At 72.3% G+C, this 23,764-nt stretch carries 21 protein-coding genes; 12 read left to right on the top strand and 9 right to left on the bottom strand.

Annotated features, from left to right (window positions below; all coding sequences use genetic code 11):
- The first annotated feature begins 10 nt into the window (after positions 1 to 10).
- From ABTY62_RS28400 to ABTY62_RS28385, 4 genes are read left to right on the top strand one after another with little or no spacing between them, the layout of a single operon-like run.
- Positions 11 to 700, top strand: a complete 690-nt coding sequence (locus ABTY62_RS28400) for a GntR family transcriptional regulator (protein ID WP_352132245.1) — start codon at positions 11 to 13, stop codon at positions 698 to 700.
- On the top strand, positions 697 to 1,908 hold the full coding sequence (locus ABTY62_RS28395) for an NAD(P)/FAD-dependent oxidoreductase (protein ID WP_352132244.1): 1,212 nt from the start codon (positions 697 to 699) through the stop codon (positions 1,906 to 1,908). The genes ABTY62_RS28400 and ABTY62_RS28395 overlap by 4 nt, the downstream gene beginning before the upstream one ends.
- The gene (locus tag ABTY62_RS28390) at positions 1,898 to 2,200 is read left to right on the top strand and encodes a (2Fe-2S)-binding protein (RefSeq protein ID WP_352132243.1); all 303 of its coding nucleotides are present in this window, start codon (positions 1,898 to 1,900) and stop codon (positions 2,198 to 2,200) included. The genes ABTY62_RS28395 and ABTY62_RS28390 overlap by 11 nt, the downstream gene beginning before the upstream one ends.
- Positions 2,184 to 3,638: an FAD-dependent oxidoreductase gene (locus ABTY62_RS28385; protein WP_352132242.1), complete on the top strand. Its 1,455-nt coding sequence runs from the start codon at positions 2,184 to 2,186 to the stop codon at positions 3,636 to 3,638. The genes ABTY62_RS28390 and ABTY62_RS28385 overlap by 17 nt, the downstream gene beginning before the upstream one ends.
- Before the next feature lie 24 nt (positions 3,639 to 3,662).
- On the opposite strand, the gene ABTY62_RS28380 is transcribed toward ABTY62_RS28385, so the two are convergent.
- The 6 genes from ABTY62_RS28380 to ABTY62_RS28355 form a co-directional block, all read right to left on the bottom strand.
- Positions 3,663 to 4,415 carry a WD40 repeat domain-containing protein gene (locus ABTY62_RS28380; RefSeq protein ID WP_352132241.1) on the bottom strand — a complete coding sequence of 251 codons (753 nt, stop codon included), beginning with the start codon at positions 4,413 to 4,415 and terminating at the stop codon, positions 3,663 to 3,665.
- A complete protein-coding gene (locus tag ABTY62_RS28375; protein ID WP_352132240.1) occupies positions 4,400 to 6,331 on the bottom strand; it encodes an nSTAND1 domain-containing NTPase in 1,932 nt (643 codons plus the stop codon). Before ABTY62_RS28375 ends, ABTY62_RS28380 begins: the two co-directional genes overlap by 16 nt.
- 45 nt (positions 6,332 to 6,376) lie before the next feature.
- Positions 6,377 to 6,943 (bottom strand): TetR/AcrR family transcriptional regulator, encoded by a 567-nt coding sequence (locus ABTY62_RS28370; protein ID WP_352132239.1) that lies wholly within the window; start codon positions 6,941 to 6,943, stop codon positions 6,377 to 6,379.
- A gap of 19 nt (positions 6,944 to 6,962) precedes the next feature.
- Positions 6,963 to 8,300, bottom strand: a complete 1,338-nt coding sequence (locus ABTY62_RS28365; protein WP_352132238.1) for a DUF3533 domain-containing protein — start codon at positions 8,298 to 8,300, stop codon at positions 6,963 to 6,965.
- Positions 8,301 to 8,340: 40 nt separating this feature from the next.
- Positions 8,341 to 9,042 (bottom strand): SDR family oxidoreductase, encoded by a 702-nt coding sequence (locus ABTY62_RS28360; protein WP_352132237.1) that lies wholly within the window; start codon positions 9,040 to 9,042, stop codon positions 8,341 to 8,343.
- Between the two features lie 120 nt (positions 9,043 to 9,162).
- Positions 9,163 to 10,707 (bottom strand): glycoside hydrolase family 43 protein, encoded by a 1,545-nt coding sequence (locus tag ABTY62_RS28355; RefSeq protein ID WP_352132292.1) that lies wholly within the window; start codon positions 10,705 to 10,707, stop codon positions 9,163 to 9,165.
- A gap of 418 nt (positions 10,708 to 11,125) precedes the next feature.
- Here ABTY62_RS28355 and ABTY62_RS28350 point away from each other — a divergent pair, with 418 nt between their 5' ends.
- Positions 11,126 to 12,385: a pectate lyase family protein gene (locus ABTY62_RS28350; RefSeq protein ID WP_352132236.1), complete on the top strand. Its 1,260-nt coding sequence runs from the start codon at positions 11,126 to 11,128 to the stop codon at positions 12,383 to 12,385.
- Between the two features lie 123 nt (positions 12,386 to 12,508).
- On the top strand, positions 12,509 to 14,938 hold the full coding sequence (locus tag ABTY62_RS28345; RefSeq protein ID WP_352132235.1) for a glycoside hydrolase family 95 protein: 2,430 nt from the start codon (positions 12,509 to 12,511) through the stop codon (positions 14,936 to 14,938).
- Positions 14,939 to 14,950: 12 nt separating this feature from the next.
- Here ABTY62_RS28345 and ABTY62_RS28340 read toward each other — a convergent pair whose 3' ends face one another.
- Positions 14,951 to 15,316, bottom strand: coding sequence for an MmcQ/YjbR family DNA-binding protein (locus ABTY62_RS28340; RefSeq protein WP_352132234.1), 366 nt, complete (start codon positions 15,314 to 15,316; stop codon positions 14,951 to 14,953).
- A gap of 10 nt (positions 15,317 to 15,326) precedes the next feature.
- On the bottom strand, positions 15,327 to 17,198 hold the full coding sequence (locus tag ABTY62_RS28335; RefSeq protein WP_352132233.1) for a CASTOR/POLLUX-related putative ion channel: 1,872 nt from the start codon (positions 17,196 to 17,198) through the stop codon (positions 15,327 to 15,329).
- 341 nt (positions 17,199 to 17,539) lie between these two features.
- Between ABTY62_RS28335 and ABTY62_RS28330 the strand changes: the two genes are divergently transcribed.
- The 6 genes from ABTY62_RS28330 to ABTY62_RS28305 all read left to right on the top strand — a co-directional run bounded on the left by ABTY62_RS28330 (position 17,540) and on the right by ABTY62_RS28305 (position 23,011).
- The gene (locus tag ABTY62_RS28330) at positions 17,540 to 18,112 is read left to right on the top strand and encodes a TerD family protein (RefSeq protein WP_352132232.1); all 573 of its coding nucleotides are present in this window, start codon (positions 17,540 to 17,542) and stop codon (positions 18,110 to 18,112) included.
- A gap of 160 nt (positions 18,113 to 18,272) precedes the next feature.
- Positions 18,273 to 18,659 carry a TOBE domain-containing protein gene (locus ABTY62_RS28325; RefSeq protein ID WP_352132231.1) on the top strand — a complete coding sequence of 129 codons (387 nt, stop codon included), beginning with the start codon at positions 18,273 to 18,275 and terminating at the stop codon, positions 18,657 to 18,659.
- A 20-nt stretch (positions 18,660 to 18,679) separates the two neighbouring features.
- Positions 18,680 to 19,507, top strand: coding sequence for a molybdate ABC transporter substrate-binding protein (gene modA, locus ABTY62_RS28320; protein ID WP_352132230.1), 828 nt, complete (start codon positions 18,680 to 18,682; stop codon positions 19,505 to 19,507).
- Positions 19,504 to 20,367 (top strand): ABC transporter permease, encoded by an 864-nt coding sequence (locus ABTY62_RS28315; protein ID WP_352132229.1) that lies wholly within the window; start codon positions 19,504 to 19,506, stop codon positions 20,365 to 20,367. The genes modA and ABTY62_RS28315 overlap by 4 nt, the downstream gene beginning before the upstream one ends.
- Before the next feature lie 5 nt (positions 20,368 to 20,372).
- Positions 20,373 to 21,479 (top strand): ABC transporter ATP-binding protein, encoded by a 1,107-nt coding sequence (locus ABTY62_RS28310; protein ID WP_502997532.1) that lies wholly within the window; start codon positions 20,373 to 20,375, stop codon positions 21,477 to 21,479.
- A gap of 227 nt (positions 21,480 to 21,706) precedes the next feature.
- Positions 21,707 to 23,011, top strand: coding sequence for an SGNH/GDSL hydrolase family protein (locus ABTY62_RS28305; protein WP_352132228.1), 1,305 nt, complete (start codon positions 21,707 to 21,709; stop codon positions 23,009 to 23,011).
- Between the two features lie 11 nt (positions 23,012 to 23,022).
- Here the strand turns inward: ABTY62_RS28305 and ABTY62_RS28300 are convergent, their stop codons facing one another.
- Positions 23,023 to 23,733, bottom strand: a complete 711-nt coding sequence (locus ABTY62_RS28300; RefSeq protein ID WP_352132227.1) for a FadR/GntR family transcriptional regulator — start codon at positions 23,731 to 23,733, stop codon at positions 23,023 to 23,025.
- Positions 23,734 to 23,764 lie beyond the last annotated feature (31 nt).

The following is a 23,764-nucleotide window of genomic DNA, read 5'->3' as shown; positions in this document are numbered from 1 at the left end:
GGCGAACCAGTTGAACGGCGAACTGCCGGTCGCGGAGGACTCGACGACGCACCTGCGCACCGTGGGAAAGCGTGAAATCCTCCGCGACCGGGTCAGAAACGCGCTGCGCGCCGCGATCATCTCCGGAGAGCTGACGGCCGGCACGGTGTATTCCGCGCCGACGCTGGCCGCCAAGTTCGGGGTGTCCTCCACCCCGGTGCGCGAGGCGATGATCGATCTGGTCAAGGAGGGGCTGGTGGTGGCGCAGCCCAACAAGGGCTTCCTCATCACCGAGGTCTCCGAGCGGGACCTGGACGAGGTGACCGCGGTGCGGCTGCTGGTGGAGCCGCCCTCGGTCCGGGCGGTGGTGCCGCTGGTCCCCGCGGAGGCCCTCCCCGCCCTGCGGGAGCTGGCCCAGCGCATCGTGGAGGCCGCGGAGCGGGGCGACCTGATCGGCTACGTCGAGGCCGACCGGGTCTTCCACCTCGCGCTGTTGGCGCACGGCGGCAACCGCCGCCTGCTGGAGGTGGTGTCCAACCTCCGGGCCCAGACCCGCCTGCTGGGGCTGGCGCCGCTGGTGAAGAACGGCACCCTGGTGGAGTCGGCGGCGGAGCACCACCAGCTCCTCGACTTCGTCGAGTCCAGGAACGCCGAGGCGGCCGAGCTCTTCATGCACCGTCACATCGGACATGTACGGGGCATCTGGGCGGGCGGCACATGACCGGGCCCTCCCAAGGCAGTCGGGCGGGGCGCGCCGACACCGCCGACCTGGTGGTGATCGGAGCCGGGGTGGTCGGCGCCGCCGCCGCGTACTTCGCGGCCCGCTCCGGGCTCCGGGTCACCGTCGTCGACCGAGGCCCGCTGGCCGGCGGCACCTCCAGCGCCGGCGAGGGCAATCTGCTGGTGTCCGACAAGGAGGCCGGGCCCGAACTCGACCTGGCGCTCTACTCCCAGCGGGTCTGGCGCGAGGAACTGGCCGAACACGCCGGGCTGTGGGAGTTCGAGTCCAAGGGCGGCCTGGTGGTGGCCTCCTCCCCGGACAGCGCGGGCCCGCTCGCCGAACTCGTCCGAGAGCAGCGCGCCCACGGGATCGAGGCCGTCGACGTCCCATGGGACGAGCTGCGGGAGTACGAGCCCCACCTCTCCCCCAAGCTGGTCCACGGCGTCCACTACCCGCAGGACGCACAGGTCCAGCCCATGCTGGTGGTGGCGCATCTGCTGCGCATGGCGCGGCAGGCGGGCGCCGAGGTGCTGACGGACACCGAGGTCACCGGGTTTCTCCGGGCCGGTGAGCGGATCACCGGAGTCCGCACCGCCCGCGGGCCGCTCGCCGCACCCGCCGTGCTCAACGCGGCGGGCACCTGGGCCGGCGCGGTCGCCGAGCTGGCCGGGGTGCGGGTGCCGGTGCTGCCGAGGCGGGGATGTGTGCTGGTCACCCAGCCCCTGCCGGTGATGATCCGGCACAAGGTGTACGCCGCGGAGTATGTGGGCGACGTGGCCAGCTCGGACGCGGCGCTCCAGACCTCCCCCGTCGTCGAGGGCACCCGCGCGGGCACCGTCCTGATCGGCTCGTCCCGGGAGCGGGTCGGCTTCGACCGCGACGTCCCGCCCTCCGTCCTCGCGGCGCTGGCCCGCAACGCGATCGCGCTCTTCCCGTTTCTGGCCTCCGTCCAGGCCATCCGCAGCTATCTGGGCTTCCGGCCGTACTGTCCCGACCATCTGCCGGTGATCGGCCCCGATCCACGGGCCCCCGGGCTGTGGCACGCCTGCGGGCACGAAGGCGCCGGGGTGGGGCTGTCGGTGGGGACCGGCAAGCTGCTCGCCCAGGCGCTGACGGACCGCCCGACCGACCTGGACCTGACCCCCTTCTCGCCCGAACGATTCGAGCGAGCCCTGCCCGGCGACGAGGTGAGCCCCGATGCCCCCTGAGATGCCCCCCGACAACCCGCCCTGCCGGCTGTCCTTCGACGGGCGGACCATCCACGCCCGGCCGGGCCAGAGCGTCGGGGCGGCGCTGGTCGCGGCCGGGGTGGTCGCCTGGCGCACCACCCGTGGGGAGGGGCGGCCGCGCGGGCTGTTCTGCGGGATCGGGGTCTGCTACGACTGCCTGATCACCGTCGACGGCCACCCCGACCAGCGGGCCTGCCTGGTGCCCGCGGCCGACGGCATGCGGCTGGAGTCCGGACACGCGGGGAGGGACGCCGATGCGCGGGAACGGTGACACGACGGCAGATGTGCCGGTGGCCGATGTGGCGGTGGTCGGCGCCGGACCGGCGGGCCTGGCCGCCGCGGTCGAGGCGGCGGCGGCCGGGCTGACCGTGGTCCTGGTGGACGCCGGTGAGCGGCCCGGCGGCCAGTACTGGCGGCATGGCCCGCACGACGACGGCCCCGGCCCCGGTCAGCACGGCCGCCGTACGTTCGCCGCCCTGCGCGCGGGCCTGGCCCGCACCGGGACCCGCACCCTCTTCGGGCACCAGGTGTGGCTCATCGAGCGCGGCGCCGACCGGTTCACCCTCCATCTGCGGCCGAGCCATGACGCACGCGAGCCCGAGGCCCGCGCGCTGACCGCGCGTTCGCTGATCCTCTGCCCGGGCGCTTACGACCGCCAGCTCCCGGTGCCCGGCTGGGACCTGCCCGGTGTCATGGCGGCCGGCGGGGTGCAGGCCCTGCTCAAGGGGAGCGGCACGCTCGCCGGGCGGCGGGCCGTGGTGGCGGGGACGGGGCCCTTCCTGCTCCCGGTGGCGACCGGCCTCGCCGCGGCGGGGGCCGAGATCGTCATGGTCTGCGAGGCCAATCCGCTGCGCGGCTGGCTGCACGACCCGGGCGGCGCGCTGCGCGAACCGGCCAAGGCGGTCGAGGGCGCCCAGTACGCCGGGCTCCTGGCCCGGCACCGCATCCCGTACCGGACCAGGACGGCGGTCACCGGGATCCGCGGGGAGGACCGGGTGCGCTCCGTGCGCATCGCGCCGCTGGACCGCCACGGGCGTCCGCGCGACGGCGTGCGGATCGAGGTGGAGGCCGATCTGGTCGCGCTGGGCTGGGGTTTCACCCCGTCGCTCGAGCTGCCGCTGATGGTCGGCGCGGCCACCCGGCTGGACGTCGACGGTTCGCTGGTCGCCGTGGTCGACGCCCGGCAGCGGGCCGACGTCCCCGGCGTCCCCGGCGTCTATCTGGCGGGTGAGGCCACCGGGATCGGCGGCGCGGCGCTCGCCGTCCGCGAGGGCCGGCTGAGCGGGCTCGCCGCTGCCGCCGATCTGGGCAGGGCGGTCGACGAGGGCCGGCTGCGCCGGCTCCAGCGCGGGGTGCGCCGGGGGCGGCGGTTCGCCGCCGCCCTGCACGCCGCCTGTCCGATCCCGCCGGGCTGGACCGACTGGCTCGACCGGTCCACGGTCATCTGCCGCTGCGAGGAGGTGACCTACCACGACCTGTGCCACGCGGCCCGCGAACTCGGCGCCGAGGACCCCCGGACGCTGAAGCTGCTGGCCCGCCCCGGCATGGGCATGTGCCAGGGCCGGGTGTGCGGGTTCGCCACCGCCCAGGTGGCGGCGGCGCTCACCGGCGGATCTCCCAAGGAGAGCGATCTCCTGTCGCTGGCCCGCCGGCCGCTGGCGGCGCCGGTGCCGCTCGGCGACATCGCGGCCCTGGGCGAGGAGTCCTGACCCGGGGCGGCGGGTCCCGCCGGCTCAGCAGGGGTTCCGGTACGGCACATCGGGCATGAGCGCACGCCACTGCGCCGTCGACGGCTGCCCCTGGACGCGTCGGCAGACCTCCTGGGCCACGCGCCCTGGGGCGATCGGGTACGTGTGCAGCGGGACGCGCGGCCCGGCGGCGTACAGGGTGTCACCGTCCCGGTCGAAGGCCAGCGCCAGGATCCGGTCGCCCTGGGTGGACAGGGTCGGGCCCAGCTGGAGGTGGGATTCGGTGTCCCAGAGCCGTATCCCGCCGTCCTCGCCGGCCACGGCCAGGATGCGGCCGTCCCGGGAGAACGCCATGGCTGAGATCAGTCCCGCGGGGCTGTTCCGCGACATGCCGGTGGAGGTGGCCGTGAGGGCCGCGAGACGGCGTTGCGTACGCCCGTTCCACAGGGTGATCTGGCTGACGTAGGTGCCCGCTGCCAGCAGCCGGCCATCCGCACTCGTTGCCGTGGCCCCGTTGATTCCCCCCTCCATGAACGGGAGTCGGCTCACCCCGCCGGTTTTCACATCGGTGATCATGCCGTCCGCGGTGATCACACGGCGCCCGTCGGACAGGAACTCGACAATGGCCGCCCCCGTTGGGGGCAGGACCTTGGTTCTGACCCGGCAGCGGACATCCCACAGCTGGGCTCCCTGCTGGCCCATCAGGAGGGCCATGCGCCCGTCCGGGCCGATGTCCCGCACATCCAGCAGCAGACCGTAGGAGCCCGTCTGCCGGTGGGTGTTCACGTCTCGCCGCACGAGCCGGTACCCCCGAACGTGGTCAGCGTGCGACCGTGGGCGTCGAGGAACCGCTGGGCCTCGGGGTCGGGGTCCGGGTCGGTATCCGCGTCCTGCTCCGGCTGGAAGGCGGCCTCCAGGAGGGCGGAACGGGTCTCCGGCAGATCGGCCGTCCGCCACGCGGCCACGCTGAGCCGCAGGGCGGCCATCGGGTCCGACCGGCGCAGGCTGTTCGCCAGCGCGGCCGTGTTCCGAGCCACCGCCTCGGTCCGGCGCCGATCGCGGGCGTGGCTCTGCTGCCAGGCGACCGCCCCCGCCACCAGCACGAGGACGACCAGCAGGGAGAGCGCTCCCCGGAAGGCCCGCAGCCGTCTGCGCTCGTACAGCCGGCGGCGTGAGCCGGTGGTGAGGAACGACCGCTCGAGCGCGGTGAGTTCATCCCGCGGCTGCGCGGAAGAGGTGTCCGGGAACGCCTCCTCGGCCGCCGCCAGGCGGACGCCTCGGTACAGGGCTCCCGGGTCCCGGCCGAGGTCCTCCCAGCCGCGCGCGTCCTCCGTCAGGCGCCGGTGCAGCCGCAGCCGGTCGCGGTCGGCCTCGATCCACCCGTGGAGGCGCGGCCACGCGCCGATCAGCGCCTCGTGGGCCAGGTCGACGGTGTCCGAGGAGAGGGTGATCAGGCGGGCGCGGGCCATGCGCTCCAGGACGACCCCGGTGTCGGTGTCGGTGTCGGTGTCGGTGTCGGTGTCCTCAGGGTGGCCGGTGTCGAGTTCGTCGCGCGCGACGGGCCGGCGGGTGTCCTGGGCACCCTCGCCGGGGCTGATCAGGCGCAGCAGGATCCGGCGGGCCAGCTCCGCCCGGCCCGGGGTCAGCCGGGTGTAGAAGTCCTCGGCCGTCTTGGCGACGGCGCCGTGGAGGCCGCCCGCCGCGTCGTACGCCTCCGCGGTCAGCGCGCGGCCGCGGCGGCGCTGCCAGGTCTCCCGCAGGACATGGGACATCAGCGGCAGCCCGCCGGGCTCGCCGTCGACCTCGTCGACGATCCGCGCGGTCAGCGCCCGTTCGACGATCAGGCCGGCGGACTGGGCGGGTCCGACGACGGCCTCGCGCAGCTCGTCCGGGCTCATGGGGCGGACCAGCAGATTGGCGTCGTTGAGGGCCTCGGCGAGCCGGCGGTGGCCGGCGCAGTGGCCGTAGAAGTCCGCGCGGACCGCGATGATGACGCGCAGCCGGCTGCCGGGTCGGCGGGCGGCGAGCAACAGGTCGATGAACCGGGCGCGCTCGGCCGGGTCGTGGCAGAGGGTGAACGTCTCCTCGAACTGGTCCACGATGACCAACGTGTCCGCGCCGTCGGCGCTGTCGACGGGGACGAACAAGCGGGCCCGGGTGCGGAAGGGGCGCTCTCCGGGGGTCAGGACCCGGATCGCCGCCGGCCCCGGGTCCTGACCCCCGGCGTTCCGGAGGGCGGGGATCAGACCGGCGCGCAGCAGGGAGGACTTGCCGCTGCCGGACGGGCCGAACACCGCCACGAACCGCTCCCGGCGTACCAGATCGAGCAGCTCCCCGGTGAGCCTGTCGCGGCCGAAGAACAGCCCGCTGTCGCCGGTCTCGTACCGGGCCAGCCCCCGGTACGGCGGATCCGCGTCGTCCTGGCGGTCCTCGGATGGCCGGGCGGCCGTCTCCTCGCCCGCCTCGCGCCAGCGCGCCTCCCACTCGTCCGCATCGCCCCCGCAGGCCGCCACATAGGCCAACGCCACGGGCAGCGTGGGCAGTTGCTCACCGTTCGCCGCCCGCGACAACGTGGTGACCGAGTAGCCCGCCCGGTGCGCCATGGCCCGGTAGGTGATCCCGCCCGCCTCTTCCCGCAGCTTCCGTAACGCGAACGCGAACCGTTGCACCGGACCCGCCCCGGGGTCCACCGGCGCCTCACGACGCCCCGCCACAGCCTCACCCCTTCCAGCCGTCCCCGTGGCATCGGACCTCGGTCGTCAGGCCATGCCGGCCGCGTCCAGCAGGGTGGCGACGGTCGGGGCGATCAGACCGGCCAGGCTGTCGGCCCGGATCCCGGCGCGGGCGCTCGCCCCGTCGAAGAGCAGGACCAGCTGTCTGGCCAGCAGCTCGGGGTCGCCCGCGCCGCCCCGCTCGGCCTCCTTGCGGAAGAACTCCGTCATCCCCTGCTTGATCCGCCGTGCGACCTGGCTGGCGGGGTGCTCGGGGTTCTTCAGCTCGATCTGAACGGCCAGATACGGACAGCCCAGGAACTCCGGCGCGACGGACTGCGACTCCAGCCGCTCGAAGACGTGCAGGATGCGCTCGCGCGGCGACCGCGCGTCGTCCTCCTCGGGCAGCAGCCGGCCTGCGGCGGCGGCGCGCCGCTCCAGGCTCGCCGCCAGCAGCTCGTCCTTGCTCTCGAACAGCTGGTACATCGAGCGCTTGGACACCCCCGCGGCCTTGCACAGCGCCTCGACACCGATGCCGACGCCTTCGGCGTAGGTGAGCGTGGCGGCCGCCTCCAGGAGCCGGTCGCGGGAACTGGGCTTCGCATCCGTGGTCATGGTGAGAGGCTAACTCCGTTCACCGCGCCGGAACGCCGGCCTCTGTGGGCACCGCGTCCTCGTCCGGTACGCGGTGCAGCCCCTTGCGGTCGTACAGCCGGGTCATGCCGAAGCCGAAGAGGCAGGCGGCCCCGAGGCCGACGGCCAGCATGATCCAGCCTCGCGTCAGGCCCGCGTCGCCCTGGGCGTCGTAGTAGAGGATCGAGCGGACGCCGCCGGTGATCTGCCGCAGCGGCTCGAACTCCGCGAGGAAGCGGTAGAAGTCGGGCAGCGCCTGGAGGGGCGTGGTGGCTCCGGCCGTCGGCACCGCCATGGCGATGAACACCAGCGTGACCAGCAGCATGCCGGGCGTGCCGAAGACGGCGAGCAGGGCGAGCGCGCCGATGCCGCAGACGGCGATGGCGGCCACCGAGTACAGCCACAGCAGCGGCAGATGGGAGGCGTCCATGCCCATGATGCCGACCGCACCCGCGAGCACCAGGGTGCCCATCAGTACGGACAGGGCGGCCATGAGGGTGCTGCCGATGGCGAGGGTCTGCACCCGGGTGGCGCGCAGCAGGGGGCGGTGCACACGGCGGGGGCCCATGTCGTTGTGGGTGTAGCCGAGGGCGTGGTCCACCTGGCCGCTGATGACGTTGGCGGAGAGCATTCCGCAGACGACGAGGACGAGCGCGTAGTAGAACGCGGTCAGGCCCAGGCCGCTGTGCGAGTCGAGCGGATGTCCGTCCTCGACCGTGACCGCGGCGGGGTCGGCCAGCAGGACCCGCGCGGCGGCGGGCAGTTTCGCCTGCTGCGCGGGCGGGATCCGCGCGGTCAGCTCCTTGCCGACCTGGAGCGAGGCGGACTCGGCGGCCGTGGTCATGGCCGCCCGCGCCAGGCTGGAGCCGAGGCTGCCGGCGGACTGGTTGGTCAGCACGGTCAGCCGCGGGCGGACCGGGTCCGCGGTGGCCGGGTCCGCGGTGGCCGTGTTCGCGGTGGCCGTGTTCGCGGTGAGCGCGGTGGCGGAGGAGGAGAAGTCGGCGGGGACCAGCAGCGCCCCGTACAGCTTGCCCTTGCCGAGCTCCTCCTTCGCCTCCTTCTCGCTCATCACCTTCCAGTCGATCTTGTCGCCGCCCGCGGCCGACTTCCCGATCGACTCGGTGATCCGTGCGCCCAGGTCGATCCGCTCGCCGTCGGCGGCCGCCCCCTTGTCGGCGTCGACCAGGCCGACCGGCAGCTTGCGCAGATGACCGGCCGGGTCGACGTTCGCGCCGACGTAGAACACGGTGAACAGCAGCGCCAGAACGCCGAGGATCACGCCGTTGGCGATCCACAGGGGTTTGGCGCGCAGCACACGGAAGGGATGAACACGGTTCATGACTCGTTCGGGTCCGTTCGACTGATCCACTACGCGGGCGCTACTGGGCGAGCTGCTGGTACATCGACGCCAGGTCACCCGACAGCGCCCCCTTCGCCCAGCGCGTGAGGTCGTCGGCCAGCACCTCGTCGGCTCCGGACTCGATGCCGTCCAGCGCGGCGAGGGCGATGTCGCGCGGGCTGGACTTGGGGCCCTCGATGCCGGAGGTCATGTCGGTGTCGACGTACGCCATGTGGAGCCCGGTGACCTGGATGCCGCGTGGCGCCAGCTCCAGGCGCAGGCTGTTGGTCTGGGACCACATCGCGGCCTTCGAGGAGCTGTAGGCGGAGCCGTTGGCCAGCCAGGACAGCACGGAGTGGACGTTGAGGACGTGGCCGCCGCCGTTGCGCTCGAGGACCGGGACGAAGGCGCGGGCGAGCAGCAGCGGGCCGTAGTAGTTGATCTCGAATTCGCGGCGGATGTCGTCGATCGGCGAGCTGAGGAAGCGCGCGCCGGTCGAGATGCCGGCGTTGTTGATCAGGACGGTGACGTCCTGGGCCTGCTCGGCCACGGCCGCCACCGAGTCGGGGTCGGTGACCTCCAGGGCCAGCGGGACGGCGTCGGGGTGGGTCACGGTGCGGGGGTCGCGGGCCGTGGCGTAGACCTTGCCGGCGCCGCGCGCGTAGGCCTCTTCCACCAGCGCCTTGCCGATGCCGCGGCTGCCGCCGGTGACGAGGACGACGGAGTTCTTGATCGTGGTCATGGTGATCTCCAGAAGACGCAACCAGAAAACGGAACGATGAAACCGATCGGTTTCCACGTATCGTAAACCGATCGGTTTCCTCGTTCAAACCCGGCTGCTCAGCCCCGGGGCGGACACGGCCTACGGGCGCGGCGCCGGGCCCGGACCCACCCGGAACCAGTCGAACGCCGCCGCACCGCCCGGCCCGGCGGCCTCCGGCGCGGTGGCGAAGAGCCCCACCGTCGCGCCGATCCACTTGCCCGCCGTCGCCTGGAAGGGCCCGCCGAGCGGAGCGAACCCACCGCCGTCCACGTCGGCCGCGAACCGGCACACCGCTCCGGGGCTCACGCTCACCCGCAGCCGCACCGCCGCGCGCCTTCTCCCCAGCGGTACCGGTGGGGCGGCGTCCACCTCCGCGGCGCCCTCGGCCGCGGTGCGATACGCCAGGACGATCCGGTCGCCGTCGTGGCGCAGACCCGCCCAGGCGTAGCTCCCGCCCAGCATGACCAGCCCGGCCCGGGCCCCTCCGTCCCTGGTGGACAGCGTCAGCGAGGTCGTCGCGACGAAGGACTCGGCGGGCAGCCGCTGGCCCAGTACGTTGGGCAGCAACCGCAGATCATCGGTGTCCGGGCTGGGCCGGCAGGCCAGGGTGAGCCGGCTCGGGAAGCGGCGCAGCGACCACCAGGCCGGATCGGCGTTCGCCTGCCAGCTCCACTGCTTTCCCAGCCCCGGCCCGGTGAACTCGTCTCCGGTGGCCGGCGCGGTCACCCTCGCCCGGCCGGCGACGCGCGGCTTGGTGTGCACCGGCACCGGGGTGCCCCGGCCGCTGCCGTCGTCGGCGCCCATCACCGGCCACCCGTCGGCGCGCCACCGCATCGGCTGGAGATGCACCACCCGCCCGTAGGGCCCGCGGTCCTGGAAGTGCAGAAACCAGTCCTCGCCGCTCGCGGTGGCCACCCACGCCCCCTGGTGCGGCCCGTTGACCGGGGTGTCGCCCTGGGCGAGCACGACGCGGTCCTCATAGGGGCCCCAGACGGAGCGGGAGCGGAAGGCCGACTGCCAGCCGTTGGTGACCCCGCCGGCCGGGGCGAAGATCCAGTACCAGCCGTCCCGCTTGTACAGCTTCGGCCCCTCCAGCGTGGTGTAGCCGGGCAGTTCGTCGCCGTTGACCACGATCCTGCCCTCGTCGAGCAGGGTGGTTCCGTCCGGGCTCATACGGTGCAGCGTCAGGCGGTTGTTGATGCCGCTGCGGCTCTTCGCCCAGGCGTGGATCAGATAGGCGCTCCCGTCGTCGTCCCACAGCGGGCAGGGGTCGATCAGCCCCTTGCCCGGCTTGACCGGGTGCGGTTTGCTCCACGGCCCGCGCGGATCCGTGGCGGTCACCATGAAGATCCCGAAGTCCGGGTCCGGATAGAAGATCCAGAACCTGCCGTCGTGGTGGCGCAGCGCCGGGGCCCACACCCCTTCGCCGTGCCGGGGCCGGCTGAAGTGGTCCTTGGGCTCCAACTCGGTCAGGGCGTGTCCGATGACGGTCCAGTTGACCAGGTCGGCCGAGCGCAGGATGGGCAGTCCGGGGGCGCGGTTGAAGGTGGAGGCGGCCAGGTAGAAGTACTCGCCCACGCGGATCGCGTCGGGATCGGACCAGTCGGCGTTGAGCACCGGGTTCTGATAGCGGCCGTCCCCCAGGTCCGCCACCCATGGGAGCCGCCCCCGCGCCGAGGCCGCCGCCTCCGTGGCTTCCCCGCCCGCCTCGGCCGCCCCGCCGGCCCGGGCCGGCGCCGAGGCATGGGCGGCACCACCGACCCCGCCGACCACCGTCGTTCCGGCCGCCGCGCCCAGGCCGGTCCGCAACACATGCCTGCGACTGTGTTCGCTCACCGTGTCTCCGCACCTCGAACTGGATCGGTCAGGGGCATTTCCGGGGTAAGCGCTTTCAGCGGATGAGTGTGTCAGCGAGGGGCGCCGTGGACAAGAACGCCTGTGCTCGTCCACGGCAACTTTCCGGCGTCCAGGTGCGACAACGGACCAGGAGAACCAACCGAAGGGAGCGCCACTCGTGTTACGCAGGTGGAAGACAGCCCTTGGGGCGATCGCGCTTGCCGCCGTGTCCGGCCCGCTGACGCCGCCCATGGCCGGGGGCGCTGCGGCCGCGGCCGCGGCGGGCGGCAGTACGGTCATGGCACCGGTCGCCTTCCCCGGCGCGGAGGGGTTCGGGGCGCAGGTCTCCGGGGGCAGAGGCGGCGAGGTCTATCACGTCACCACCCTGGCCGACTCCGGTCCCGGCTCCTTCCGTGACGCGGTGAGCAAGGGCCCGCGCATCGTCGTCTTCGACGTGGGGGGCTACATCACGCTCGCCTCGCCGCTGCACATCGCCAGTGACATCACCGTCGCCGGGCAGACCGCGCCGGGCGACGGGGTGTCCACCCGGGGGTACCAGATCTCCCTGTCGAACTCCGACAACGTGATCGTGCGGTACATGCGGTTCCGTCATGGGCTCACGCCGAACCAGAACCGGGACGCCGTGGGGATCGACAGCGGCAGCAACATGATCCTCGACCATGTCTCCACCTCCTGGGGGCGTGACGAGAACTTCTCCATCAACTCGAGCACCAACGTCACCGTCCAGAACTCGATCATCGCCGAGGGCCTGTCCCCGCACTCGTGCGGCGGCCTCGTGCAGAGCGATGGTGTGACGCTGAGCCACAATCTGTATCTGCACAACAAGACCCGCAACCCCAAGTCCAAGGGGCGGCTCCAGTACGTCAACAGCGTGATCTACGACTGGGGTTCGGACGCCTACATCCTGGGCGACTCGGCGGGCGTGAGCAACGCCAACGCCATCGGAAACTACTTCATCAAGGGCCCCTCGTCGTCCGGCGGTCCGTTCTCGCGCGCCAACGCCAACTACCACATCTACGCGGCCGGCAACTTCTACGACGGAGACCTCGACGGGCAGCTCAACGGCCGGGAGACCACGCAGGCGGATCTCGGGCCCGCCACGGTCGAGGACAAGCCCTTCGCGTTCCCGCCGGTCACCGTGGAAACGGCGCAACAGGCGTACCGGACGGTGCTGGCGGGCGCGGGCGCCTCACGGCCGCGTGACGCCATCGACACCCGTCTGGTCGACGATGTGACCCGGCAGACCGGCGCCATCATCAGCGATCCGGAGAGCGTGGGCGGCTTCGGCACCCTGCGCGGCGGCACCCCGCCGCCCGACGGCGACCGCGACGGCATGCCGGACGCCTGGGAACGCGCGCAGGGGCTGAACCCGGCCGACCCGGCCGACGCCAAGGCCACCGGCGCCGACGGCTACACCCACGTCGAGAGGTACCTCAACGGGCTCGCCGACGGCCACCTGCGCTGACGGCCACCTGCGCTGACGGCCTCCGGGCGGGGACATCCGCCGCTCCGGCGGGCGACACACCCCCGTTGAAACCAGTCGCCAGCCTCTAGTCACCAGCCATTCGACGAATCGAGTCTTGGGGCCATGGACCGCAGACATTTCTTCGCTCTGTCCACAGCGACCGCGGCGGGCGCGGCCGGAATCGCGTCCGGAGTCCCGGCCGGAGGCGCCCACGCCGCCGGGCGATCCGGCTCCGCGGCATCCGGCACCGGCGCGGGCGCCACCCTCCCCGGCGAGCTCGCCCTCTGGTATCCGCGGCCCGCCGCCGCGTGGCTGGAGGCGCTGCCCATCGGCAACGGACGGCTCGGCGCCATGGTGTTCGGCGGCACCGACACCGAACGGCTCCAGCTCAACGAGGACACGGTGTGGGCCGGAGGGCCGTACGACCCGGCCAGTCCTCAGGGCCTGAGCAACCTTCCCGAGATCCGCAGGCGGGTGTTCGCCGGGGAGTGGGCCGGCGCCCAAGACCTGATCGACGAGACGTTCATGGGGAATCCGCTGTCCGAGCTGCCCTATCAGACGGTCGGCGAGCTGCGGCTGACCTTCCCGGCCCAGGGCGAGGTCAGCGACTACCGGCGCGAGCTCGACATCGACTCCGCCGTCACGTCCGTGCGCTACACCCAGGGCGGCGTCACCTACCGCCGCGAGGTGATCGCCAGCCATCCCGACCAGGTCATCGCCATGCGGCTGACCGCGGACACCCCCGGTTCCGTCTCCTTCACCGCCACCTTCGACAGTCCCCAGGACGTGACCGGCTCCTCGCCCGACCGGATCACCGTCGCCATCGACGGCTCAGGGGAGACCCGGAGCGGCATCGCCGGGCAGGTGCGGTTCCGGGCGCTGGCCCGCGCCCACGCGGAGGGGGGAGCCGTCAGCAGCGAGGGCGGAGAACTCACGGTGACCGGCGCCGACTCCGTCACCCTGCTGATCTCCGTCGGCACCAGCTACACGGACTTCCGGAACCCGACCGGCGACCACCTCGCCCGCGCCACCACCCCGCTCAACGCCGCCTCCAACGTCCCGTTCGGAACGCTGCGCGAGCGCCATGTCGAGGATCACCGACGTCTGTTCCGCCGGGTGGGTCTCGACCTGGGGGTGACCGACGCGGCCGGGCTGCCCACCGACGAACGGGTCAAGAACTTCGCCTCCGTCTCCGACCCTCAACTGATCACCCTGCACTACCAGTTCGGGCGCTATCTGCTGATCGCCTGCTCACGGCCCGGCACCCAGCCGGCCAACCTCCAGGGCATCTGGAACGACATGCTCAGCCCGCCCTGGTCGTGCCGGTACACCATCAACATCAACACCGAGATGAACTACTGGCCGGCCCCCCTCACCAATCTTCTGGAGTGCTGGGAGCCGGTCTTCGACCTGCTCGCCGACCTGTCGGTGTCCGGCGCGAAGACCGCCCGGACGCTGTACGGAGCGGGCGGCTGGGTCGCCCATCACAACGTGGACGGCTGGCGTGGGACCGCCCCCTGCGACAAGGCCTTCTACGGGACCTGGCCCACCGGAGGGGCCTGGCTGGCGACCGGCATCTGGGACCACTATCTGTTCACGGGCGACAAGGAGGCGCTGGGCAAGCGCTATCCGGTGCTCGCCGGCGCGGTGCGGTTCTTCCTCGACGCCCTGGTCACCGACCCCACCAGCGGCCACCTGGTCACCTGCCCGTCGATGTCCCCCGAGCACGCCCACCACCCGGACGTGTCCCTCTGCGCGGGGCCGACCATGGACAACCAGATCCTCCGCGATCTCTTCGACGGCTTCGTCAAGGCCTCCGAACTGCTCGGCGAGGACCCGGCCGCGCGGGGCGAGGCGCGGGCCGCGCGGGAGAAGTTGCCGCCCATGAAGATCGGCGCCCAGGGCCAGCTCCAGGAATGGCAGGAGGACTGGGACGCCATCGCCCCGGAACAGAACCACCGGCACATCTCGCACCTGTACGGGCTCCACCCCAGCCACCAGATCACCGAGCGCGGAACCCCCGAGCTGTTCGCGGCGGCCCGCAGGACCATGGAGCAGCGCGGCGACGCGGGCACCGGCTGGTCGCTCGCCTGGAAGATCAACTTCTGGGCGAGGCTCCACGAGGGCGACCGCTCCCTCAAACTGCTGGGCGACCTGCTCACGCCCGAGCGCACCGCGCCCAACCTCTTCGATCTGCACCCCCCGTTCCAGATCGACGGCAACTTCGGCGCCACCTCCGGGATCACGGAGTGGCTGCTCCAGTCCCACGCCGGTGAACTCCATCTCCTCCCCGCCCTGCCCTCGTCGCTGCCCGACGGCCGGATCCGGGGGCTGCTGGCCCGTGGCGGCTTCGAGGCGGATCTCGCCTGGAGCGGCGGCGCCCTGGCCGAGTGCCGGCTGCGCTCGGGCACCGGAGCCCGGGCCGTGGTCCGGTCAACGGGCCGGCTGAAGGTCATCGCGCAGGGCACACCGGTGCGGGTGGACCACCCCGAGCCGGACCTCACCTCGTTCGACACCGTCCCCGGACGGACGTACCACCTCGTCCCCGCGTGACGGTGGACGGCCTCAGGGGCGGTCGAGCCTGAGGCGCTCGGCCTTCGGCAGCCGCGCGACCACCAGGTCGTAGGAGTCCTCGACGAGCTCCCGGACCAGCCGGTCCGGGAGCCCGCCGTCCACCGTCACCGTGTTCCAGTGGCGCTTGTTCATGTGCCACCCCGGGACGATCAGCCCCGGGTGCTCACCGCGGAGGCGCAGCGCGTCGTCGGGGTCGCACTTCAGGTTCACGGTGAGCGGGCGGGCGTCCAGGGTCGTCAGGGCGAAGACCTTGCCTCCCACCTTGAAGGCCGAGATCTCCTCGAACCGGGGAAAGGGGAAGTCCTCCACGGCCGCGTTGAGGGAGAGGCAGAAGGAGCGCAGCTGCTCAGGGGTCACACGGATCACCCTAGTCCTCGGCCAGCACCACGACCGTGTCACCCTCCTGGAGGACGAGCGGGGCGGTCTTGGACGGGTTGAGATGGACGCCGTAGAGCGGCGGCTCGTCGCTCTGCCGCGCCAGCCGGTAGCCGATGGCCGACTCACCGCGCTGCCGGGCGGCCTCGACCACGGTGGCGAAGTTCGCCTTCGCGCCCGGGGTGAGATAGCTCGGCGCGGGCTTGAGGTAGATCTCCGACCCCTCGGGGTCGAAGAGGTCGGCGAACACGGCGTACAGATGGCGGTTCTCGGTGAGCTGGGTGAGCAGCAGGCTGATCACCTTGGTGCTGACGATGAAGTCGTCGGCCTTGGTGACCTGCGCGACCTCGCGGTTCGCGTCGTCGTTCATCTCGGTGACGATCGAATACGGGTCGCCGAGCTGGATTTCGATGTCGCGCAGATGGAGGAGGGTCACCAGGGTGCGGTCGTCGGCCCGTCCGGCATCGATCTCGTCGTCCGTCAGCACCACGATGTGCCGATAGGTGTCCAGGTCCAGGGACTCCAGCGACGGCCGGCGGACCGGCTCGCAGTGCTTGTAGCCGACCGTCAGGTTCGCCAGCTCTCCGCTCAGGTCCTCCTCGGGCCGGTGCGGGGCCGCGACATCCACCACGGACCCTGGTTTCACCAGCCGGTCGAGCAGTGAAACGATCTTCGACGCGCGGGGGTTCCAGCCGATCATCAGGGTCCGGTCCGGCATCGGCGACGCGACGTCGGCCGTGGCGATCGCCGAGCGGACGATCCTGGGCCGCTCGCTCGCCGCCTTGATGAGGAGATCGTCCTCCGCGACCAACAGCAGCTGGTCGCCGTTCCCGATGACGGTGTCCATCGGGGGGTTGACCAGCACCTCTCCGTCCGCGCGGTGCAGGCCGATGGGCACGCCGAGCTCAAAGGCGTTCAGGGACTCCCCGTAGGTGGAACCGTCCAGCGAGGGCTCGGCCAACGGGTAGATCTCGTTGCCCATGAAGCTGAGCAGCTCGTTGAAGACGGTGGACAGGCCGGACTGCCGGTGGGACTGGACGATCAACCGGACGGCGATGTCGTCGACGTCGACCACCAGCGCGCTCTCCCCCGCGGCCAAGCGGGCGGCCGCCAGGTTCTCGGAGCTCTGCACCGCCGCCACCACATGCGGGCGCGTCCCGCTCCACACGCGGCTGTTCAGCAGCAACAGCTGCTTGATGACGTCGATGTCGCTGTCCTCCCCGACGGGCGGCAGCACCATGATCGCCTTGGCGGCGTCCGGGCTCACCAGTTCCAGGTCCCCCCGCTGGAGCGGACTGCCGGAACGGCAGATCACCCTCGTCTTCCCGGTGTCGGGGATCCGCCGCCGGATCTCGTCGTCCATGTCGACCTTGTCCCGGTCGGCGAGGATCACCACGCACGAGCGCCGCTCGCTCTGGTTGGCCTCCACCAGCTCGGCGATGACCGTGAAGATCTGCTCCGACCAGCCCAGCACGATGGTGTGCCCGTGCTCGATCAGCCGCGACTTGCCCTTGCGCAGCTCCTGGATCCGGGACTCCAGGCCGGTGGTGATCACACCGATCAGCGCGCTGACGATGAAGATGCCCCCGACGGTCACCGTGAGCATCAGCAGCAGAAACACCGGCCGCCCGGTGTCCCCTCCCATCGTGCCCGGGTCGAGGGTGCGCAGAAGGCTCATCCAGATGACGCCCGGCCAGCCCCCGTTCTCCTCGGTGTCCTTGTGGGCGAAGACCGCCACCGTGCAGGACACCACGGTGATCAATACCAATGAGGCCAGCCCCAGCCAGCCGATCAGCGCCGAGGTGCCACGGTCCATCGTCCCGTCGAACCAGTAACGCAGCCGCTCCCGCAGCCTCTTGCGCATGCCGCACACCCTCCCTGGCCCCTGCCGTCACCAGCCGCGACCGGCTTCATGATCAGCTCTGTACGCCGACAGGGTGTCGTCCAAGCCCCTCACCACGCCAATCGGACCCGCGCCCGACCGCCCAACACGGCGCGCTGCACGGCGCCTTGGGGAGGTCGGCCGCTTGGCCGAAGATCGACTGAGGGCCACCATCCATCTTCTACATCGTTGTAGATTACGACGCGTGGACGGGCTGTGCCCGGCGATTCCCGGCGCCATCGGCATGCCCGTCCGCTTCATGCCACGCCGCGCGTTCACGCACATGTGATTCGCAGTCATTCGCACTAAAGGGGAAACACCTCATGGCCGTGAGCCTGACCAAGGGCAGCAACTACTCCCTCACCCGCACCGAGCCCGGTCTCGCCAGCGTGGTCGTCGGCCTGGGCTGGAAGGTGAACACCGGCCCGGGCGATGTCGACCTGGACGCGAGCGCCCTCGTGCTGGGTGGCAACGGCAGGGTTCTGTCGGACCAGCACTTCGTCTTCTTCAACAGCCGCACCACGCCGGAGGGTTCGGTCCGCCACACCGGCGACAACAAGACGGGCGAGGGCGAGGGCGACGACGAGCAGATCGCCGTCGACTTCAACCTGCTCCCGGCGCAGGCCGAGTCCGTGGTGTTCGTGGTGTCGATCCACAACGAGGGCGGGGCGGCCACCACCTTCGGCCGGATCCGTGACGCGTACATCCGCCTGGTGCACCAGGCGACGGGCGTGGAGATGTGCCGCTACGAGCTGACCGAGGACGCGCACGACCAGACCGCCATGGTGTTCGGACAGCTCTACCGGCGCGAGAGCGAGTGGAAGTTCCGCGCCATCGGCCAGGGCTATGCGACGGGCCTGGCCGGCATCGCCAAGGACTACGGCGTCAACGTGTAACGGCGCCGGCGCGAGTGTCCCTCCTTCCAGCGGTGTTCCCCGGAACACCGCTGGTTCCGTCTCGGCCGACCCGCATCTGCGAGGCCTTCCCTCTGATTGTTCCGCTTCTGCGATGCGAGACGCATCGTAAGGCTGGCACCTGCGGCAGTATGATCGGCGTATGCACACCTATCGGATCGGGGACGCCGCCGCCTTGATGGGCGTCAGCGCCGACACGCTCAGGCGCTGGGTCGACAGCGGCAGGCTGCGCGCCGAGCGCGATGAGCAGGGCCGCCGGATCATCCCCGGGCCGGAGCTGGCCGCGTTCGTACGGGAGCTGAACCGCGCCGAGCGGGAGAGCACCGGCTCCTCGGCGCGCAACCGCTTCTCGGGCATCGTCACCGAGGTGATCCTCGGGGATGTGTCGGCGCAGGTGGAGATCCAGGCCGGGCCGTTCCGTGTGGTGTCCATGATCAGCCGGGAGTCGGCCGAGGAGCTCGGTCTCGAGCCCGGCGTTCCCGCGGTCGCCGTGATCAAGTCGACGAACGTGGTCGTCGAAAAGGCATGACAGGGCAGAGGGAGATTTCCGTGACGACCCGTTCCGCACACCGCAGGACGCGCGCGCTGACGACGACCGCGGCGGGGGCCGCGGCGCTGCTGCTCGCGCTGAGCGCCTGCTCGTCCTCCTCCGACTCCTCCTCGGAGAAGGACTCCGCGAAGAAGGACTCCTCGAAGAAGCTGTCCGGCACGGTCACGGTGTTCGCCGCCGCCTCGCTCAAGGAGAGCTTCACGACGCTGAAGGAGAAGTTCGAGGCGGAGCACCCGGGGACGAAGGTGGCCTTCAACTTCGGCGGCAGCGACACCCTCGCGGCCAGCATCACCTCCGGCGCGCCCGCCGATGTCTTCGCGGCCGCCAGCGACAAGACGATGAAGATCGTCACCGACGCGCATGACACCGACGGCACGCCGACGACGTTCGTCCGCAACCAGCTGGCGATCGCGACGCTCCCCGGCAACCCGGAGAAGATCGGCACCCTGAAGGACCTCACCAAGTCCGGGCTGAAGGTGGCCCTGTGCGCGAAGACGGTGCCCTGCGGTGCCGCCGCGCAGAAGGCGCTCGACGCCTCCGGTCTCAAGCTGACCCCGGTCAGCTATGAGCAGGATGTGAAGGGCGCCCTGACCAAGGTGGAGCTGAAGGAGGTCGACGCCGCGGTCGTGTACAAGACGGATGTGAAGGCGGCGGGCGGCAAGGTCGACGGCGTGGAGTTCCCCGAGTCGGCCGAGGCGATCAACGCGTACCCGATCGCCCCGCTGAAGGACGCGCCCAACGCGGCGGCGGCCAAGGCCTTCGTGGCCCTGGTGAAGTCCGCCGAGGGCCAGAAGGTCCTCACCGCCGCCGGGTTCCTCAAGCCGTGACCGGCCCCTCGGACGCCGCGGTCGACACCCTCACCGGCGGTGGCCGGCGGCCCCGGCGTCCGAGGCGGCGGGCCGGCGGGCGGGGTCTCGCGCCGCTGCCGCTGCTGCTGCCCGCGCTGCTCGGGCTGGCGTTTCTGCTGCTGCCGCTGTTCGCCCTGCTGGTCCGGGCGCCCTGGCACAGCCTTCCGGAGCAGCTGACCAGCCCGGGCGTCTGGGAGGCTCTGCGGCTGTCGCTGGTGACCGCCACGGCCGCCACGGCGGTGGCGCTGGTGCTCGGGGTGCCGCTCGCGTGGCTGCTGGCCCGTACGGAGTTTCCCGGGCGCGGCCTGGTCCGGGCCCTGGTGACCCTGCCGCTGGTGCTGCCGCCGGTGGTGGGCGGTGTGGCACTGCTGCTGGCACTGGGCCGCAACGGGGTGGTGGGCCGCTGGCTGGACGACGCCTTCGGGATCACGCTGCCGTTCACCACGGCGGGGGTGATCGTGGCCGAGGCGTTCGTGGCCATGCCGTTTCTCGTCATCAGCGTGGAAGGCACGCTGCGGGCCGCCGATCCGCGCTACGAGGAGGCCGCCACGACCCTGGGCGCCTCGCGCTTCACCGCCTTCCGCCGGGTGACGCTGCCGCTGATCGCCCCCGGCATCGCCGCCGGGGCGGTGCTGGCCTGGGCCCGCGCGCTGGGCGAGTTCGGCGCCACCATCACCTTCGCCGGCAACTTCCCCGGCCGCACCCAGACGATGCCGCTGGCCGTCTATCTCGCCCTCCAGAGCGACCCGGCCGCGGCGATCGCGCTGAGCCTGGTGCTGCTCGCCGTGTCCATCGCGGTCCTGGCCGGGCTGCGCGACCGCTGGATGACCACGCCGTGAAAGACATCGACTCCACCGCCGGATCCGGTGCCGCCGCCTCCGCCGTCGCCTCCGCCACGTCCGCCGCCCCCGCCGGGGGGCTGGACGCGCGGCTCGTCGTCGACCGGGGCGCCTTCTCCCTCGATGTGGCGCTGACCGCCGCGCCCGGCGATGTCCTCGCGCTGCTCGGCCCGAACGGCGCGGGCAAGACCACCGCCCTGCGCGCCCTGGCAGGGCTGGCCCCGCTCGGCGACGGCCATCTGCGGCTGGACGGCCGGTCCCTGCGCGACACGCCGCCCGAGGCCCGCCCGGTCGGCGTGGTGTTCCAGGACTATCTGCTCTTCCCCCATCTGAGCGCGCTCGACAACGTGGCGTTCGGCCCCCGCTGCCAGGGCCTGTCCAAGGCCGAGGCCCGCGCACTGGCCGCCACCTGGCTGGACCGCATGGGCCTGGCCGGCCACGCCTCCGTCAAGCCCCGGCGGCTGTCCGGCGGGCAGGCCCAGCGCGTCGCCCTGGCCCGCGCCCTGGCCACCCGCCCCCGGCTGCTGCTCCTCGACGAGCCGCTGGCCGCGCTGGACGCCCGCACCCGCCTCGACGTACGGGCGCAGCTCCGCCGCCACCTCGCCGAGTTCGAGGCCGTGGCCGTCCTGGTCACCCATGACCCGCTGGACGCCATGGTGCTCGCCGACCGGCTCGTCGTCATCGAGGGCGGCCGGGCCGTCCAGGAGGGCACCCCCGGCGAGGTCGCCCGCCGCCCCCGGACCGACTACATCGCCCACCTGGTCGGGCTCAACCTCTACAAGGGCCACGCCGACAGCCACACCGTGCGGTTGGCCGACGGCCCCGCCATCACCACCGCGGACGACCTGACCGGCCCCGCCTTCGTCGCCTTTCCGCCCGGCGCCGTCACCCTGCACCGCGACCGCCCCACCCAGTCCAGCGCGCGCAACGTCTGGCGCGTCCGGGTGGCGGGGCTGGAGTCCCACGGCGACCAGATCCGCGCCGACCTCACGGGCGAACTCCCCCTCGCCGCCGACCTCACCACCGTCGCCGCCGCGGAGCTGGACCTGCACCCGGGGGTCACGGTCTGGGCCTCGGTCAAGGCCGCCCAGACCCACGCCTACCCGGCCTGACGCCGAAGGGCGTGAGCAGCAACCCCTGATACATCGGGTGTATCAACCCATCAGTCTTCAGCGCCTCCAGGTTTCCGACGCCTGACACCTTGACGCATCCGACGTATTGGTGATGATTGCCTACGGCGCGCTCCATGTCGCCCGGCCCGCACCCCGGCCGGGCGCGGCGCCCCCGTTCCGCACGTGACCTCACTCCGGCTGGCTCTCACCTGGAAGGGCAGCACCACATGGTCTCGATTCGGCACGTTCTCTCAACTCTGGCCGCGACACTGACACTCGCCCTGGTGCCGCTGAGCGGGGCGGCAACCGCCTGGGCGGACAGCGGACCAGCCCCCGGCCCCGGCGGCCACGGCGGCCGGGGCTGGGTCGGCACCTGGGAGGCCGCCGCGGCCGGCACCGTACCCGCCCTGCCCGGCAACTCGATCCGCAACGTGGTGCACACCAGCGTCGGAGGCCAGGCGGCCCGGATCCGGGTGTCCAACCGGCTCGGCACGGCCCCCCTCGAACTCGGCGCGGCCACCGTGGCACTCCAGGAGGCCGCGGCACCGAAGAGCCCGAACGCCATCGCAGGGACGACCCGCCGGATCACCTTCCACGGCCGGACCTCGGCCACCGTGCCGGCCGGCGAGGACGCGGTCAGCGACCCGGTGCGGCTGCGCGTCCCCGCGGACACCAATCTGCTGATCACCCTGTACACCCCGACCGACTCGGGACCCGCGACCTACCACCGCTCCGCTCTCCAGACCTCGTTCCTCGCCCCGGACGGCGACCACACCGCCGACCAGGACGGCGCCGCGTTCACGGCCACCACGAGCTCCTGGTACTACGTGACCGGCGTGGACGTGCTCAGCCCGCGCACCCCCGGCAGCGTGGTCACGCTCGGCGACTCCATCACCGACGGCTCGGGATCGACGGCGAGCGCCAACCGCCGCTGGCCCGACCGGCTGGCCGCGCGGCTGCGCGAACTGCCCCCGCGCCGGCAGCTGGGCGTGCTCAACGCCGGCATCTCGGGCAACCGGGTGCTGCTGGACGGGACCGGGCCCAGCGCGCTGTCCCGGCTGGACGCGGACGTGTTCTCCCGCAGCGGGGTGCGCTCGATGATCGTGATGGAGGGCATCAACGACATCAAGGGCAACCCCAACCAGACCGACCCCACGGCGTTCGCGGACGCCTACCGCGGCATCGTCGAGCAGACCCACGCGCGCGGCATCCGCGTCATCGGGGGCACCATCACCCCGTACGGCGGCAACGGCGGCTACACCGAGGCCCGCGAGGCCGTGCGGCAGGCCGTGAACGAGTTCATCAGGAACAGCGGGGTGTTCGACGCGGTGGTGGACTTCGATGCCGTGGTCCGCGACCCCGCGGACCCGCACCGCATCCTCCCCGCCTACGACACCGGCGACCATCTGCACTTCAACGACACGGGGCTCCAGGCCATGGCCGACGCCGTCGACCTGGCCGGCCTGACCGAACCGGCCGGCCCGAGGGGCGGCGGGACCGAACCCGTACCGGCCGGGTCGGCGAGGGGCTGAGCGCGCCGGCGTCAGTTCATATCGGCCCGCGTGGCCGACACCTGACCGAGGTCCTCGGCCGCCTTGGCGAGCAGGTCCAGCATGGCGAGTTCGGCGCGGGGCGCGTCCTGGTCGCGTATGGCGTCCAGGACCGCGCGGTGGCTGGGCACGGGGTCGTCCGCGCCGCCGTGGGCGTGCACCAGGCGGTCCCGCTCGCGCAGGCCGGGCTCCAGCAACAGATCGAGGCGGGCGAGGAGTTCATTTCCGGTGGCGGCGAGCAGCGCGCGGTGGAAGGAGGCGTCGGCCTCCTCCTCCGCGGCGGCCCCGCGGGCGTCCGCCATCGCGGCGAGCGCGGCGCCGAGCGCGACCAGATCGGCCTCGGTGCGGCGCAGCGCCGCGCGGTGGGCGGCGGCGGGCTCCACGAGGGAGCGCACGTCGGCGAGATCGCGCATCAGCCGCTCGCCGTCCCCCGCCTCCACGCGCCAGCGGATGACATCGGAGTCCAGGAGGTTCCAGGCGGCCCGGGGGCATACGAAGGTGCCGCGCTTCTGGCGGGCGTCGATGAGCCCCTTGCCGGCGAGGACCTTCAGGGATTCGCGCATCACGGTGAGGCTGACGTCCAGTTCGGCCCCGAGGGCCCGTACGTCCAGGACCTCGCCCTCGGCGAACTCGCCGCCCACGATGCGGGCCCCCAGCAGCCGGACCACCTGGCCGTGCACGCCTCGGCCGGAATAGGACGGCATGGGGGTTCCTCCTCGCAGATCCGGGCGCTCA

This window comes from Streptomyces sp. NPDC097640 (assembly GCF_040302705.1).
In the GTDB taxonomy this organism is placed as follows: Bacteria; Actinomycetota; Actinomycetes; order Streptomycetales; family Streptomycetaceae; genus Streptomyces.
This window is presented reverse-complemented; position numbering and strand designations above follow the sequence as displayed.